The sequence below is a fragment of the Pseudochelatococcus sp. genome (assembly GCF_050946405.1).
GTDB lineage: Bacteria > Pseudomonadota > Alphaproteobacteria > Rhizobiales > Beijerinckiaceae > Pseudochelatococcus.
This window is the reverse complement of sequence record NZ_JBMNUS010000001.1, coordinates 198,500-213,523: the sequence shown is the minus strand read 5'-3', so window position 1 is coordinate 213,523 and position 15,024 is coordinate 198,500. Positions and strand designations below refer to the sequence as shown.

Here is a 15,024-nt window from a genome sequence, read left to right as displayed (position 1 = left end):
TCCCGTCACAGGGCGTCGCGGCCGGTTTCGCCGGTGCGGATGCGGATCGTCTGTTCTATGGGTGAAACGAAAATCTTGCCGTCACCGATATGGCCGGTGTAGGCGGCGGTCTTGATCGCCGTCACGACGGCATCGACGAGAGACGCCTCGACGGCGACCTCGATCTTGAGCTTGGGCAGGAAACTGACGGCGTATTCGGCGCCGCGATAGATTTCCGTATGCCCCTTTTGACGGCCGTAGCCCTTCACTTCGCTCACTGTCAGCCCGTGGATGCCGAGCGCAGTCAGAGCATCGCGAACTTCCTCGAGCTTGAAGGGCTTGATAACGGCCACGACGAGTTTCATGGCGTTGTCTCCCGCTGCGGATTCGGCGCGCACCATCGCGGCCGATGCGGAAGAACAATCAAGCTTCGTGCCAGATCGGCGCGGTATGCGAAAAAAACATGGTGGGCGATGGCCGAAAAGGCGTACAGGCGCAAAAAATGCTGCAAATGGCGCGAGAAAAAGCGGGCGCCCGGAAAAATCCGGGCGCGAGAGAGCCTAAAAATTAGGCAATGATCAAAATATGGTCGGAAATCAGGCGGAATCGCGAACGGGGCGGATGAGCCCTTCCTGGGCGACGGTCGCGACATGCAGGCCGTCACGGGTGAAGATGAGCCCGCGCGACAAGCCGCGCCCGCCGCCGGAGAAGGGGCTTTCCTGCGAGTACAGCAGCCACTCGTCCGCCCGGAACGGCCGGTGGAACCACATGGCATGATCAAGGCTGGCGCCCTGGATGTCGCCGTCGAAGACGGAGCGTCCGTGAACGGCGAGGCTCGTGTCGAGCAGCGTCATGTCGGAGGCATAGGCCAGCACGCAGCGATGAATCGCCTCGTCGTCGGGCAGCGGCCCGGTGGCGCGAATCCACATGGAGAAGGCCGGCTTGCGCGTGCCCTCGACGCCGGGGTTGAAGCGGTTGTAATCCACGGGCCGCAGCTCGATGGGCCGTTCCCGCTCGAAATAGGCGCGGATATGGGGCGGTATCCTTTGCAGGAAGGCGCTTTTCACCTCCTCGGCGACGGTTTCCTCGGGCGGCGGCGCGACGGGCATCGGCGGCTGATGGCGCAGGCCGGGTTCTTCCTTGTGGAACGAGGCGATGAGCGTGAAGATCACGCGGCCGTGCTGCACGGCCTCGACATGGCGCGTGGTGAAGCTGCCGCCGTCGCGGATGCGCTTGACGGCGTAGATGATCGGCGTCGTCGGATCGCCCGGCAGCACGAAGTAGCAATGCAGCGAATGCACATTGCGCTCGGGGGCCACCGTGCGCGTGGCCGCGACCAGCGCCTGCCCGATGACCTGCCCGCCGAAAACGCGCTGCCAACCCTCTTGCGGGCTGTTGCCGCGGAAAAGATCGTCCTCCAGCGCCTCCAGATCGAGAATGGAAAGCAGGCCGGCGACGGCGGGGTTCACGGCGGTATTCTCGTCAGTGCTCATGGGCGCAATCCCGTATCGCTGAGGGGCGTTTCGTCGAGCGCACCGGCGGCTTCCCTTTCCGGTAGCAGAACAAACGCTTGTTTTATTGTCCTGACATATGATGAGGCAGCGGCCGGCTCACCGGCCTGCGGTTATGGGGCATGTTCCCCTGCGGCGCGTCAAGTGTATATTGGAGCGATTTTCATCGTCGCTGAATCGGGGCCTTGCGCAATCCACTCCGGTTTCCGCGTTTTGCCGCAGCTTGCATCCGATTCGATGCCCGGATGGCATGCAGGCTGCTATAGGATGTTTTGGGAAAGTCTCGATGACAGGGCGCGGACGCCGCGCCGGGGAGTGCGGCAGATGACGGATGCGGCTTACAAGGGGCGGGCCATCGCGGTGGCGGGCGGCGGCGCGGCGGGTCTCGGTGCGGCGCTGGCGCTGCGTCAGGCGGTCGGCGGGCGGTATCCGGTCGTGGCGTTCGATCCGGCGCTGGCGCGTGAGCCCGCGCACGAGAAGGGCCGCGCCTACGCGCTCGCCGGCGGTTCGCAGCGGATGCTTGCGGCGTTGGGCGTGTGGGAGCGAATCGCGGCCGACGCGCAGCCGGTCGCCGCCATGCGCATCACCGACAGCCGTCCCGGCGACGCGGTTCGCCTGCCGATCCTGACATTCGGCGACGCCGGCGAAGCGGACGGGCCGCTGGCATGGATCGTCGAGGGCGACGTATTGCTCGCGGCGCTGCGGCAGACGGCCGTGGCGGCGGGAATCGCCCTGGAGCCGGCGGCGGTGAAGGCGGCGTCCGCATCCGGGGGGCTGGCCCGGCTGACGCTGGACGACGGCGAAACGCGCGAGGCGACGCTCGTCGTGGCGGCGGACGGCAAGAACTCCCCCTTGCGCCGGGCGGCGGGCATTTCGTGGATCGGGCGGCCCTACGGGCAGGCCGGTATCGTCGCCACCATCGGCCACGAGCGCCCGCATGCGGGCGCGGCGGTGCAGCATTTCCTGCCGGCGGGCACCTTCGCCATGCTGCCGCTCACCGGCAACCGCTCGTCCATCGTCTGGGTGGAGCGGGAGGAGGATGCACGCCTTTACGCCGATCTCGATGGCGAGGACGTGATCCGCGAGGTCGAGCGTCGTTTCGGCGCGTCCCTCGGCCGGCTGGAGTTGCTGGACCGGCCGCGCGCGTTTCCGTTGGCCGCCGGCATCGCGCGCCGCTTCACCGGCGAGCGGCTGGCGCTGGTGGGCGATGCGGCGCATGTGGTGCATCCGCTGGCGGGCCTTGGCCTCAACATCGGCCTGCGCGACGTGGCGGCGCTGGCGGAGGCGGTCGCCGACAGCGTGCGGCTGGGGCTCGATCCGGGCTTGCCGGATACGCTGGAAGCCTATGCGCGCGCGCGCCGGTTCGACGTGGTGAGCACCGGCCTCGCGATGGACGGCATGAACCGGCTTTTCTCCAACGATATCCTGCCGCTGCGGCTCGCGCGCGACCTCGGCCTCGGCGTCGTGGACAGGCTGCCGGGCCTCAAGCGGCTGCTGGCGCGCGAGGCCGGCGGCCTCACGGGCGCCCCGCCGCGGCTGTTGCGCGGTGAGGCATTGTAGAGTTCTTCTTTCAGGCCGCGATGGAGGCATGCGGCGCGGCGGCGTGGACCTCCGCGTCGACATGCGGCGCGAAGGCCGAAAAATTCTCCCGGAACATGGTGACGAGGCGCGCGGCGGTTTGCGCGAACGCCGCCTTGTCGGCCCACGTCTTCACCGGATAGAGGATGTGCGGCTCGATGCCCGGCACGGAGGTCGGCACGGTGAAGCCGAAATAGGGATCGGTGCGGAAGCTCGCCTCGTTGAGGGAGCCGTCGAGCGCCGCCGCGAGCAGCCGGCGCGTCACGCGGATCGGCATGCGTCGCCCGGTGCCGTATTTGCCGCCCGTCCAGCCGGTGTTCACCAGCCAGCAGTCGACGCCGTGGCGGGCGATGAGATCGCGCAGCAGATTGCCGTAGACGGACGGATGGCGCGGCATGAAGGGCGCGCCGAAGCAGGTGGAGAAGGTCGCCTCCGGCTCGGTCACGCCCTTTTCCGTGCCGGCGACCTTGGCCGTGTAGCCGGACAGGAAGTGATACATGGCCTGCGCCGGCGTGAGCTTCGCGATCGGCGGCAGCACGCCGAAGGCGTCGCAGGTAAGCATGACCACGTTCTTCGGGATGCCCGCCCGCCCCGTGGCGCTCGCGTTGGGGATGAAGTGGAGCGGGTAGGCGCAGCGCGTGTTCTCGGTCTTCGATATGTCGTCGAAATCGGGCATGCGCGTCAGCGGATCGACGACGATGTTTTCGAGCACGGTGCCGAAGCGGCCGGTCGTGGCGAAAATCTCGGGCTCGGCCTCCGCCGAGAGGCGCACCGTCTTGGCGTAGCAGCCGCCTTCGAAGTTGAAGATGCCGTTCGCCGACCAGCCGTGTTCGTCATCGCCGACGAGCGTGCGGGAGGCGTCGGCGGAAAGCGTCGTCTTGCCGGTGCCGGAAAGGCCGAAGAACACCGCCGCGTCGTCCGCGTCGCCGGTGTTGGCCGAGCAATGCATCGGCATGACGCCCCGGTCCGGCAGCACGAAGTTAAGATAGGTGAAGACGGATTTCTTGATCTCACCCGCGTAGGAGGTGCCGCCGATGAGGATGATGCGGCGCGAGAAGTCGCAGGCGATCACCGTGGAGGAGCGAACGCCGTGGCGCGCGGGATCGGCCTGGAAGGAGGGCAGGTCGATGATCGTCAGGTCCGGGACGAAACCGGGAAGCTCGCTCCTGTCGGGGCGGATCAGCAGGTTGCGGATGAACTGGGAATGCCAGGCATACTCGGTGAACACCCGCGTCTTCACGCGGTAGTCCGGGTCCGCGCCGGCGTGAAGATCCTGCGCGAATAATTCTTTGCCGGCCGCGTGGGCGAGGAAATCCGCGAGCAGCGTGTCGAATGATTCGGGCGCGAGCGCGCCGTTGTTCTCCCACCATACCGCGCCGTCGGTCTGGGCGTCGCGGACGATGAACTTGTCCCTGGGGCTGCGGCCGGTGTGCACGCCCGTCTCCGCGAGAAGGGCGCCGCCCGCCGCGAGCGTCGCCTCGCCGCGCCGGATGGCTTCCTCGGTAAGAAAGGGCGCCTCGAAGTTCCAGTAGATGCGCGCGACGTTGCGCAGGTCCGCCGCGCCTGCCGCTTCGCTGAATACGCCGATATTCTCCATGAGGTCCCCTCCCGCTGTCGATCCGAACGGCATTTTCCGTTGTCCGCCGCCTGCATACAGTAGATGCCGATGTGCCCGAACAATGCAACGGGTGCGCGAGCGGATTGTGTCGTGGGCGGCGAGGGTGTAACCTCGAAAATCGGGTCCGGTTGCCGGCGCGCCACAATTTGGCCCCGCTCGCCCGTTTCAGAAAGAAACCGGGTTCCACGGGGGAGCCACCGCCGAGGAGAGCGACACCGCATGCCAACCATCGCCCTTGTAGATGACGACCGCAATATCCTGACGTCGGTATCCATCGCGCTGGAGGCGGAGGGCTATCGCATCCAGACCTATACCGACGGCGCGACCGCGCTCGACGGCCTTGCGGCCGATCCGCCCGACATGGCCATCTTCGACATCAAGATGCCGCGCATGGACGGCATGGAACTGCTGCGCCGCTTGCGGCAGCGGACCGATCTGCCGGTGATCTTCCTCACTTCCAAGGACGACGAGATCGACGAGCTGTTCGGCCTGAAGATGGGCGCGGACGATTTCATCCGCAAACCCTTCTCGCAGCGCCTGCTGGTGGAGCGTGTGCGCGCGGTGCTGCGCCGCGCCGCCCCCCGCGACCAGAGCGCCCCGCGCGAGGTCGACGCCGCGCGGGTGCTGGAGCGCGGCCTGCTCAAGATGGATCCCGAGCGCCACACCAGCACCTGGCGCAACCAGCCCGTGACGCTGACGGTGACGGAGTTCCTGATTCTTCAGGCGCTGGCCCAGCGCCCCGGCGTGGTGAAGAGCCGCAATGCGCTGATGGACGCCGCCTATGACGATCAGGTATATGTCGACGACCGCACCATCGACAGCCACATCAAGCGGCTGCGCAAGAAGTTCAAGGCGGTCGACGACGAGTTCGACATGATCGAGACGCTCTACGGCGTCGGCTATCGCTTCAAGGAGGCATGAACGCCTCGCGCTCACGATAACGCTGACTGTCGATGACGATCGAATATCCCGACATCGGTCCGGCGGGGGCTTCGGAGAGGGCTTCCGGAAGCGCTCCCGCCGCTTCGGCGCGCGCGGCGCGGCGGCGGCGCACGCGCATCCGGCTGGTGCTGCGTCGGGTGCTGCAACGCGGCCTTTCCAGCCTGACGCGCCGCATCGTGCTGCTCAATCTCGCCGGGCTTGTCGCGCTGCTGCTCGGTTTCCTCTACCTCAACCAGTTCCGCGCCGGCCTCATCGAGGCGCGCACGCAGAGCCTGCTTATCCAGGGCGAGATCATCGCCGGCGCGGTGGCCGCCTCCGCCACCGTGGAAACCGATACGATCACGCTCGACCCGGACCGCCTGATGCAGCTTCAGGCGGGCGAGAGCCTGGGGCTCGGCGACGATCTGTCGCCGCTCGATTTTTCCATCAATCCCGAGCAGGTGGCGCCCGTCCTGCGCCGCCTCGTGACGCCGACGCGCACCCGAGCCCGCATCTACGACCGGGAGGGAATGCTGCTGCTCGATTCCCGCCAGTTCTATTCGCGCGGCGACATCCTGCGCTACGATCTGCCGCCGATCGGCCAGAAGGCGGGGCCGCTCGGCACCCTGCGCGGCTGGCTCGCGCCGGTCGAGCATCTGTTCGGCGGCGGCGCCTCCGGCATCACGGACGAGATCAATACGGCCAACGGCCGCAATCTGCCCGAGGTGAAGCAGGCGCTGGCGGGCACCGCCGCGAGCGCCGCCCGCGTCAATTCGCAGGGCGAGACGATCGTTTACGTGGCCGTGCCGGTGCAGCGGCTGCGCACGGTGCGCGGCGCGCTGCTGCTCTCGACGCAGGGCGGCGATATCGACGCCATCATCGCCGGTGAGCGCTGGGCCTTGCTGCGGGTGTTCGCCGTCGCGGCGGCGGTGATGACCGTGCTGTCGGTGCTGCTCGCCGGCACCATCGCCGGCCCGGTGCGCCGCCTCGCCGAGGCGGCCGAGCGCGTGCGCCGGGGCATCAAGTCGCGGCAGGAGATTCCCGATTTCACCGACCGGTCGGACGAGATCGGCCACCTCTCCGGCGCGCTGCGGGACATGACGCAGGCGCTTTACCGGCGCATCGAGGCCATCGAGAGCTTCGCGGCCGATGTGGCGCATGAGCTGAAGAACCCGCTCACCTCCCTGCGCAGCGCGGTGGAGACGCTGCCGCTGGCGCGCAATGACGAATCGCGCGCCCGGCTCATGGCCGTGATCCAGCAGGACGTGAGGCGGCTCGACCGGCTGATCAGCGACATCTCCGACGCCTCGCGTCTCGACGCGGAACTCGCCCGCATCGAGGCCGAGCCCGTCGACATGCTGCAACTGGCGGAAGCGGTGGCGGCCGTCGCGCGTTCCGTTCACGATCATCCCGTCACCGTCACCGTTACCGGGGCCGACGATCCGGGCCGGGATTTTCTCGTGCTGGGCCATGACGGCCGGCTCGGGCAGGTGCTCAACAACCTCGTCGACAACGGGCTGTCGTTCTCGCCGCCCGGCGGCGAGATCCGCATCGGGCTGGCGCGCGAGCGCAACGAGGTCGTGCTCTCGGTCGAGGATGACGGTCCCGGCATCCCGGAACATGCGCTGGAGCGCGTGTTCGAGCGTTTCTACACGGATCGCCCGGAGCAGAAATTCGGCCAGAACTCGGGGCTCGGCCTGTCCATTTCGCGCCAGATCGTCGAGGCGCACCGCGGATGCATCGAGGCCGGCAATCGCGCGCCCGCGCCGGGCGCGTCAGGCGGCCGCGGCGCCCGGTTCGTCGTGCGACTGCCCGCCGCCGTCGAGCAGGGCGGCTGAGCGCGATGGAGTATCCGCCGCGTCAGGAAACCGTTCACGCCACGGCGGTCGTCATCGGCGAGACCGGCGTGCTCATCCGCGGCCGCTCGGGAAGCGGCAAGTCGACCCTCGCCCGACGACTGATCGCCCGCGCCGCCTGCGGCGGCCGCTTCGCCCGCCTCGTCAGTGACGATCGCGTGCGGCTGACGGCCGTTCACGGCCGGCTCGTGGCTGAGAGCGTCGCCGCCATCGCCGGCCTGCTGGAAGTGCGGGGCGTGGGAATCATCGCCGTTCCCCACGAGCCGGCGGCCGTGGTCGGACTGGTGGTGGATATGGAAATGCCGCCGGAACGCCTGCCTTCCGACTGCGACAAAATGACAACAGTTCTGGAAATTGATTTGCCGCGTATCGCCGCCGGCGGGCTCGCCGACGCCGCCGAAGTCATCAACCGCCTTGTTGTGCAAGGGAAAAGTGACGGGGCATGATATTTGTGGCCGAACGATGACGAAATGTTCTTAGAACCCTTGCACTTTTCCCTGCAATGCACAAAATGATTGCTCCTGTCATGAATTATGACGGTGGCACAGGGTTCTGAATGATCGGTCTCGTATTGGTGACTCATGGCTCTCTGGCGACGGAGTTTCGCGCCGCGCTGGAGCACGTCGTCGGTCCGCAGACACAGCTGGAGACCGTCGCTATCGGTCCCGAAGACGATATGGACGGCTGTCGGCAAGATATACTGTCGGCCGTATGCAGGGCTGATGCGGGAGACGGGGTGGTCGTACTGACCGACATGTTCGGCGGGACGCCCTCGAATCTTGCGATTTCCTGCATGAACGGCAGCAAGGTGGAGGTTATCGCGGGCATCAACTTGCCGCTGCTGATCAAGCTGGCGTCGGTGAGGGAAGATCGGCCGCTCGACGAGGCGGTGATCGAGGCCCAGGAAGCGGGCCGCAAGTACATCAACGTCGCCAGTCACGTCCTCACCGGCCGGTGAGGCTTCGCGCGGGCGGTCGACGGCCCGCTATTGACAGGGCAGAGGAAGGCGCTACCTGAATGGTGGTGTGCGGGCGCCGCCGCGACGGCGGGCCGGCAAGGGCATCACCGTTTCGCGCGGGGTCAGCGTTCCTGACTGCGGCGCAGTTTTGAAGAGTGGCCGATCTTGACCGATTCCATCGACAGCGCTTCGCACCTGTCCGCCGATAATCCGCCGCCGCGCGAACTGCCGATCGTCAACCGCAAGGGGTTGCACGCGCGCGCTTCCGCCAAGTTCGTCCAGACCGTCGACCGGTTCGACGCCGAGGTCACGGTGACCCGCAGCGGGGAAACCGTCGGCGGGCGCTCTATCATGGGGCTGCTGACGCTCGCCGCCGCCAAGGGCACCACGATCACCGTCGCGGCCTCCGGCCCGCAGGCGGGCGAGGCGCTGGACGCCATCGAGGCCCTGCTCGCCGGCCGCTTCGGCGAGGATGAGTAGGGCGTAACCCGAAAGACGACTCCCGCTCCGCTTTTGCTTGTGGCTGAAAAGGCTTTTCTTTTTCCTTCGCTCGAATGCCGCGTGGGCTTGGGGTTTTTCAGCTTTTCGCTTCGCTCAGGACGAGAAAAGCGCCGGGTTTCATGGGCCGGAGCGGTCTCATGGGCCGATCCATATATAAAGATCTCTTTATATGCCGGTTGCCGTTTTGCGTCGGCGCTGCTATAGAGCGCAGCGGACGGGGCGTCGTCGCGCCCTCGATACGTCTTTATCAGGATGGGACGCTTCATGTCGCAGGATTATGTCGTCAAGGATCTGTCGCTGGCCGATTGGGGCCGCAAGGAAATCTCCATCGCCGAAACGGAGATGCCGGGGCTGATCGCGGTGCGGGAGGAGTTCGGTCCGTCGCAGCCGCTCAAGGGTGCGCGTATCGCCGGCTCCCTGCACATGACGATCCAGACGGCGGTGCTGATCGAGACGCTGACGGCGCTGGGCGCTCAGGTACGCTGGGCGTCGTGCAACATCTATTCCACGCAGGACCACGCGGCGGCGGCCATCGCGGCGAGCGGCGTGCCGGTGTTCGCCGTGAAGGGCGAGACGCTGGAGGAATACTGGAACTATACCCGCCGGATTCTGGAATGGGACGACGGCGGCACGCCGAACCTCATCCTTGACGACGGCGGCGACGCGACGCTTCTCGTGCATCTCGGCCTCAGGGCGGAGCAGGGCGACGCCGCCTTCCTCGACAAGCCCGCCTCGGAAGAGGAGGAGGTGCTTTTCGCGCTGATCCGGCGCACGCTCTCCGAAAAGCCCGGCTGGTTCGCGCAGCTCGCCGCCAACATCCGCGGCGTGTCGGAGGAGACGACGACCGGCGTCCACCGCCTCTACATCATGGAGAAGGAAGGCGGCCTGCTTTTCCCGGCCATCAACGTCAACGATTCGGTCACGAAATCGAAGTTCGACAACCTCTACGGCTGCCGCGAGTCGCTCGTCGACGGCATCCGCCGCGGCACGGACGTGATGATGGCCGGCAAGGTGGCCATGGTGGCCGGCTTCGGCGACGTGGGCAAGGGCTCCGCCGCCTCGCTGCGCAACGCCGGCTGCCGCGTGCTGGTGTCGGAAGTCGATCCCATCTGCGCCTTGCAGGCGGCGATGGAAGGCTATGAGGTGGTGACGATGGAACAGGCGGCGCCGCGCGCCGACATCTTCGTCACGGCGACCGGCAACAAGGACATCATCACCATCGAGCACATGCGTGTGATGAAGGACCGCGCCATCGTCTGCAACATCGGCCATTTCGACAACGAGATCCAGGTCGGGGCGCTGCGCAACTACCAGTGGAACAACATCAAGCCGCAGGTCGACGAGATCACCTTCCCCGACGGCAAGCGCATCATTCTGCTGTCCGAGGGGCGGCTCGTGAACCTCGGCAACGCGACCGGCCATCCCTCCTTCGTGATGTCGGCCTCCTTCACCAACCAGACGCTGGCGCAGATCGAGCTGCATACGAAGCAGGGCGAATATGCGCGCAAGGTCTACACGTTGCCCAAGCATCTCGATGAAAAGGTGGCCGCGCTGCATCTCGCCAAGATCGGCGTGACGCTGACGAAGCTCACGGACGAGCAGGCGGCCTATATCGGCGTCTCGGCGGCCGGGCCGTTCAAGGCGGATCATTACCGTTATTGAGCCCCTCATCCGTTCGCGGCCGGAAGATTATGAAGGTCCGGCCGCGACATATTGAATCGGCTCACGATTTTTTTCGGCGGCAAGCCCCAGATAGCTGGGGGCACGCGGCGTTTCCTCACCGTTAACCACTTTCTGATGAGCTGCGCGAAACGTTAATGTACGAGTGATTCGCGGTTCGGCGGGGTGCCGGGCGCGGTGTTGTCGCAAGGCTCTGCGGGCGGGGGTGATGACGGGGATGGCGCGCGCGCATCGGCGTTGGTTCAGGGCTGCGTGGCGCGCGGCCCTGTTCTCCTGCGCGCTGGCCGCCCCGGCGACGGCGCAGGCGGCCGGGGGCGAGGCGGGCGCGTTGCGGTTGACGCCGCATGCCGCCGCGATCGTCACGGTTTTCGCGGGGCTCGCGGCGGTTTTCGCGGTCGTGGCCATGGCGCTGCTGCGCGAGCGTGCGCGGGGGCAGCGCAGCGCGGCGGCGCTGCTGCGGGAGCTGAACGATCTGCGCACCCGCCACGACCGTCATGCCACGCTGATCGCCAGCGATCCCCAGATCATCGTCAGTTGGCCGGCCCGCGACGGCGAGCCCGTCATCGAGGGCGATGCCGCCATCGCGGTGCCGGGGCAGCCGGCGCGGCGGGTGCTGGCCTTCGGCGCCTGGCTCGCGCCCTCGCACGCGCAGGCGCTCGATGCGGCGCTCGATGCGCTGAAGAACGGCGGCGAACGCTTCCATCTCGGCGTGCGCGCGCTCGACGGGCGTTATTTCGAGGCGGACGGAAGGGCGATCGGCGGGCAGGCGGTGTTTCGCCTGCGCGAGATGACCGCCGACCGGCAGGAACTCGCCCGCGCCCGCGACGCGCTGGCGGCGGCGCGCGGCGACCTCGCGGCGCTGCGCACCATGCTCGACGCGATGGCGCAGCCGATCTGGCTGCGCGACCGGGACGGCGCTCTCATCTGGGCCAATGTCGCCTATGCGGCGGCGGTCGGCGCGGCGGACGGCGCGGAGGTGGTGGCCCGCCAGATGGAGTTGCTCGACGAGGCGGCGCGCAACGCGGTGCGGGCGAAGATCGCGGCCGGCGCCGTCTATGCCGGGCGCGTCTCCACCGTTGCGGGGCAGGCGCGGCTGGCGCTGGAGATCGTGGAAAGCCCCGGCGGCGGCGGCACCGCCGGCATGGCGAGCGACGTGACGGCGCTTGAGGAAGCCCGCGCCGAGCGCGACCGTCTGAAGGAAGCGCATACCCGTACGTTGGACAAGCTGCCCACCGCCGTGGCCGTTTTCGACGCGAACCGGCGGCTCGTGTTTCACAATGCCGCCTATCGCCGGCTGTGGGCGCTCGACGCCGCGTTTCTGGAGACGGCGCCGGATGACGGCGATGTTCTGGAGCGGCTGCGCAGCGAGCGCAAGCTGCCGGAGCAGGCCGATTTCCGCGCGTGGAAGCGCGAGCTGTTCGCGGCCTACGGCGCCTCGGCGGCGCAAAAGCACTGGTGGTATCTGCCGGACGGGCGCACGCTGCACGTCGTGGTCACGCCCAATCCGCAGGGCGGCGTCACCTATGTTTTCGACGACGCGACGGAGCGGTTCTCGCTGGAATCGCGCTACAACGCGCTGATGCGAATGCAGGGCGAGACGCTCGACTCGCTGCGCGAGGGCGTTGCGGTGTTCAGCTCGGACGGCGGGCTGAAACTGTCCAACCCGGCCTTTTCGGAACTCTGGGATCTCGACGACGCGCTGATCGCCTCGCGCCCGCATGTCGACGCCATCGCCGGCCATTGCGCCGCGCGCTCGGTGAATGCGGCGGTGTGGGACGGCATTCGCATGGCGATCGCCGGTCTGCACGACACGCGCACGCCGCATACGTTCCGCGTCGTGCGCGCGGACGGCGCGACGCTCGATTGCGCCACCGCCCCGCTGCCGGACGGTTCCACGCTGCTGACCGTTACCGACGTGACGGCGAGCGTCAATGTCGAGCGGGCGCTGACCGAGCGCAACGAGGCGCTCGAAAGGGCGTCCCGCATCCGTGACGATTTCGTGCATCATGTCTCCTACGAGCTGCGCTCGCCGCTCACCAGCACCATCGGCTTCGCGCAACTGCTGGCGGAGGAAACGGTGGGGCCGCTGAACGCCAAGCAGCGCGAATACGCCGACCACATCACCCGCTCGTCCGAAAGCCTGCTGGCGCTGATCAACGATATTCTCGATCTCGCCAGCATCGACAACGGCGGTGTGGAGATGAGCATGGGCGATGTCGACGTGGCGGAAGCCGTCGCCGGCGCCATTCGCGGCATCGAGGACCGGCTCGCCGAGAAGGCGGTGAAACTGCGGGTCGACGTGCCGGTCGACATCGGCGTGTTCATCGGCGATGCGCGCCGCGTGCGGCAGGTGCTCTACAATCTGCTGTCGAACGCCGTCAACGCCTCGCCGTCCGGCGGCACGATCGTCGTCGGGGCGGCGCGCGGCCACAGCGACATCCGCATCGCGGTCGCGGACGATGGTCCCGGTCTGCCGCCGGAGCAGGCGGCGCATCTGTTTTCCCGCGCGCGGACGGCGGACATGGGACTTTCGGCGAGCGTCGGCCTGTCGCTGGTGGGGTCGTTCGTGGAGCTTCACGGCGGCCGCGTGGAGGTGGAGACGGCCGACGGCGGCGGCACGCGGATCGTGTGCGTCTTTCCGTTGGCGCGCGCCAAGGCGGGGCAAGAAGCCGGGCAAGCCGGGGAAGCGGCGGCATGAGCGATGGCGAGACGAACATGACCGCGACCGGAGCGGCGGCCGCGACGACGACCTGGGCGGTCCGGCTTTCCGACGAGGCGGCCACGGCGGGCCTTGCCCGCGTGCTGGCGGACGAGGCGCGGCCGGGCGATCTCATCACGCTCTGCGGCGATCTGGGCGCGGGAAAGACGACCTTCGCGCGGGCTTTCGTGCGCGCCGTCGCGGGCGATCCGCAGCTCGAGGTGCCGAGTCCGACTTTCACGCTGATGCAGGTCTACGAGACGGCGCGCGGCCCGGTGGTGCATGCCGATCTCTACCGCATCGGCGATCCGCTGGAGCTGGACCATCTGGGCTGGGACGAGGCGGCGGACGGCGCGATCGTGCTGGTGGAATGGCCCGACCGGGCGGGAGAATACCTGACGGGCGATCGGCTGGACGTGAACCTGCGGCTGGTGCCGGGGCTGGAGGGCGAGCGAATCGCGGTGCTGACGGCCTCGGGCGCACGGGCCGCGCGCCTTGCGGAGATGAAGGCGCTGCGCACCGTGCTGGAGCGTTCGGGCTGGGGCAACGCCGCGCGCGTTCCCATCTACGGCGATGCCTCCATCCGGCTTTACGAGCGGCTGACGAAGCCGTCTGGCGAGACGGCGATTCTCATGTTCTCGCCGCCGCGCCCGAAAGCGCCGTCCTTCGGCCGCGAGAAGCCCTATCACGTCGTCGCGCGGCTGTCGGATTCCGTGCATGCCTTCGTCGCCGTCGACCGGGGCTTGCGGGCGCTCGGCTTCAGCGCGCCGGTCATCTACGGGCAGGATCTCGACGCCGGCCTGCTGGTGGTGGAGGATCTCGGCAGCGAGGGCGTGACGGACGCCGCCGGTCCGATTCCCGAGCGCTATGCCGAGGCGGTGCGCCTTCTCGCGCGCCTGCATACCTCGCAGGTGCCGGATGTGCTGCCGGTGGTGGACGGGGTGGAGCATGTGGTGCCGCCCTACGACATCGACGCGCTGATGATCGAGGCGCGGCTGCTGCTGGAGTGGTATCTGCCCTACCGCGCCGGGCGCTTCGTGCCGCATGCGGGCCGCGCGGCGTTCGAGCGCATCTGGACCGGGCTGCTGAACGAAGTGCTTGCCGGGCCGCGCACCTGGGCGCTGCGCGATTTCCACTCGCCCAACCTGATCTGGCTGAAGACGCGGCAGGGCGTGGCGCGAGTCGGGCTGATCGATTTTCAGGACGCGGTGATGAGCCATCCCGCCTACGATCTCGCCTCGCTGTTGCAGGACGCCCGCGTCACCGTATCGCCGGCGCTCGAACTGAAGCTGCTGGCGCTTTACGCGCAGGAGCGGCGCGCGCGCGATCCCGGCTTCGACACGCAGGAGCTGATCCGCGCCTATGCCCTGCTCGGTGCGCAGCGGGCGACGAAACTGTTCGGCCTTTTCGTGCGACTCGACCGGCGCGACGGCAAGCCCGCATATCTGGCGCATCTGCCGCGCATCGCCGAGTATCTGCGCCGCAATCTCGCCCACCCCGCCCTGCACGAATTGCGGGACTGGTTCGCCACCCACCTGCCGCAACTGGCGACGGAAGCCTGATTTCCCGCGCGCCGACGGCGGCGAATGGCGCATGGCGGATGTGTTTTCCGCCGCTTGGCGGTTGCCTTATCGTGCGCAGGTTCTAAAAAGGGCGCACATGCGACCCGCACGGGAGAGGTGATGCCACCTGTCCCGGTTTGCCGTAATCCTTGCAAGAGCCAT

Annotated in this window: 12 protein-coding genes; 9 read left to right on the top strand and 3 right to left on the bottom strand. The window is 67.8% G+C overall.

From position 1 onward, the window contains the following. Positions 1-5: 5 nt before the first annotated feature. Complete coding sequence (locus ACOYJQ_RS00910; RefSeq protein WP_433455612.1) at positions 6-344, bottom strand: P-II family nitrogen regulator; 339 nt, start codon at positions 342-344, stop codon at positions 6-8. A 231-nt stretch (positions 345-575) separates the two neighbouring features. Then, on the bottom strand, positions 576-1,472 hold the full coding sequence (gene tesB, locus ACOYJQ_RS00905) for an acyl-CoA thioesterase II (protein WP_433455610.1): 897 nt from the start codon (positions 1,470-1,472) through the stop codon (positions 576-578). Positions 1,473-1,814: 342 nt separating this feature from the next. Between tesB and ACOYJQ_RS00900 the strand changes: the two genes are divergently transcribed. After that, positions 1,815-3,050, top strand: coding sequence for an FAD-dependent monooxygenase (locus ACOYJQ_RS00900; protein ID WP_433455608.1), 1,236 nt, complete (start codon positions 1,815-1,817; stop codon positions 3,048-3,050). Positions 3,051-3,060: 10 nt separating this feature from the next. On the opposite strand, the gene ACOYJQ_RS00895 is transcribed toward ACOYJQ_RS00900, so the two are convergent. Continuing rightward, positions 3,061-4,665 (bottom strand): phosphoenolpyruvate carboxykinase, encoded by a 1,605-nt coding sequence (locus tag ACOYJQ_RS00895; protein WP_433455606.1) that lies wholly within the window; start codon positions 4,663-4,665, stop codon positions 3,061-3,063. Positions 4,666-4,905: 240 nt separating this feature from the next. On the opposite strand from ACOYJQ_RS00895, the gene ACOYJQ_RS00890 reads away from it, so the two are divergent. From ACOYJQ_RS00890 to tsaE, 8 genes are all read left to right on the top strand, one after another. Continuing rightward, positions 4,906-5,607 carry a response regulator gene (locus ACOYJQ_RS00890; protein WP_433455604.1) on the top strand — a complete coding sequence of 234 codons (702 nt, stop codon included), beginning with the start codon at positions 4,906-4,908 and terminating at the stop codon, positions 5,605-5,607. 32 nt (positions 5,608-5,639) lie between these two features. Next, positions 5,640-7,445 (top strand): stimulus-sensing domain-containing protein, encoded by a 1,806-nt coding sequence (locus tag ACOYJQ_RS00885; protein WP_433455602.1) that lies wholly within the window; start codon positions 5,640-5,642, stop codon positions 7,443-7,445. A gap of 5 nt (positions 7,446-7,450) precedes the next feature. Beyond that, the gene (locus tag ACOYJQ_RS00880; RefSeq protein ID WP_433455601.1) at positions 7,451-7,909 is read left to right on the top strand and encodes an HPr kinase/phosphorylase; all 459 of its coding nucleotides are present in this window, start codon (positions 7,451-7,453) and stop codon (positions 7,907-7,909) included. A gap of 110 nt (positions 7,910-8,019) precedes the next feature. Then, the gene (locus tag ACOYJQ_RS00875; protein ID WP_433455599.1) at positions 8,020-8,421 is read left to right on the top strand and encodes a PTS sugar transporter subunit IIA; all 402 of its coding nucleotides are present in this window, start codon (positions 8,020-8,022) and stop codon (positions 8,419-8,421) included. 165 nt (positions 8,422-8,586) lie between these two features. Then, positions 8,587-8,901 carry an HPr family phosphocarrier protein gene (locus ACOYJQ_RS00870; protein ID WP_433455597.1) on the top strand — a complete coding sequence of 105 codons (315 nt, stop codon included), beginning with the start codon at positions 8,587-8,589 and terminating at the stop codon, positions 8,899-8,901. A gap of 285 nt (positions 8,902-9,186) precedes the next feature. Next, on the top strand, positions 9,187-10,584 hold the full coding sequence (ahcY, locus tag ACOYJQ_RS00865; RefSeq protein ID WP_433455595.1) for an adenosylhomocysteinase: 1,398 nt from the start codon (positions 9,187-9,189) through the stop codon (positions 10,582-10,584). A gap of 226 nt (positions 10,585-10,810) precedes the next feature. Next, a complete protein-coding gene (locus tag ACOYJQ_RS00860) occupies positions 10,811-13,300 on the top strand; it encodes a PAS-domain containing protein (protein WP_433455593.1) in 2,490 nt (829 codons plus the stop codon). Continuing rightward, on the top strand, positions 13,297-14,862 hold the full coding sequence (tsaE, locus tag ACOYJQ_RS00855; protein ID WP_433455591.1) for a tRNA (adenosine(37)-N6)-threonylcarbamoyltransferase complex ATPase subunit type 1 TsaE: 1,566 nt from the start codon (positions 13,297-13,299) through the stop codon (positions 14,860-14,862). The genes ACOYJQ_RS00860 and tsaE overlap by 4 nt, the downstream gene beginning before the upstream one ends. The last annotated feature ends 162 nt before the right edge of the window (positions 14,863-15,024 follow it).

Bases quoted from the DNA above. Each gene is read 5' to 3' on its own strand.
- ACOYJQ_RS00910 (WP_433455612.1), bottom strand. From the start codon at position 344: ATGAAACTCGTCGTGGCCGTTATCAAGCCCTTCAAGCTCGAGGAAGTT.
- tesB (WP_433455610.1), bottom strand. From the start codon at position 1,472: ATGAGCACTGACGAGAATACCGCCGTGAACCCCGCCGTCGCCGGCCTG.
- ACOYJQ_RS00900 (WP_433455608.1), top strand. From the start codon at position 1,815: ATGACGGATGCGGCTTACAAGGGGCGGGCCATCGCGGTGGCGGGCGGC.
- ACOYJQ_RS00895 (WP_433455606.1), bottom strand. From the start codon at position 4,665: ATGGAGAATATCGGCGTATTCAGCGAAGCGGCAGGCGCGGCGGACCTG.
- ACOYJQ_RS00890 (WP_433455604.1), top strand. From the start codon at position 4,906: ATGCCAACCATCGCCCTTGTAGATGACGACCGCAATATCCTGACGTCG.
- ACOYJQ_RS00885 (WP_433455602.1), top strand. From the start codon at position 5,640: ATGACGATCGAATATCCCGACATCGGTCCGGCGGGGGCTTCGGAGAGG.
- ACOYJQ_RS00880 (WP_433455601.1), top strand. From the start codon at position 7,451: ATGGAGTATCCGCCGCGTCAGGAAACCGTTCACGCCACGGCGGTCGTC.
- ACOYJQ_RS00875 (WP_433455599.1), top strand. From the start codon at position 8,020: ATGATCGGTCTCGTATTGGTGACTCATGGCTCTCTGGCGACGGAGTTT.
- ahcY (WP_433455595.1), top strand. From the start codon at position 9,187: ATGTCGCAGGATTATGTCGTCAAGGATCTGTCGCTGGCCGATTGGGGC.
- ACOYJQ_RS00860 (WP_433455593.1), top strand. From the start codon at position 10,811: ATGACGGGGATGGCGCGCGCGCATCGGCGTTGGTTCAGGGCTGCGTGG.
- tsaE (WP_433455591.1), top strand. From the start codon at position 13,297: ATGAGCGATGGCGAGACGAACATGACCGCGACCGGAGCGGCGGCCGCG.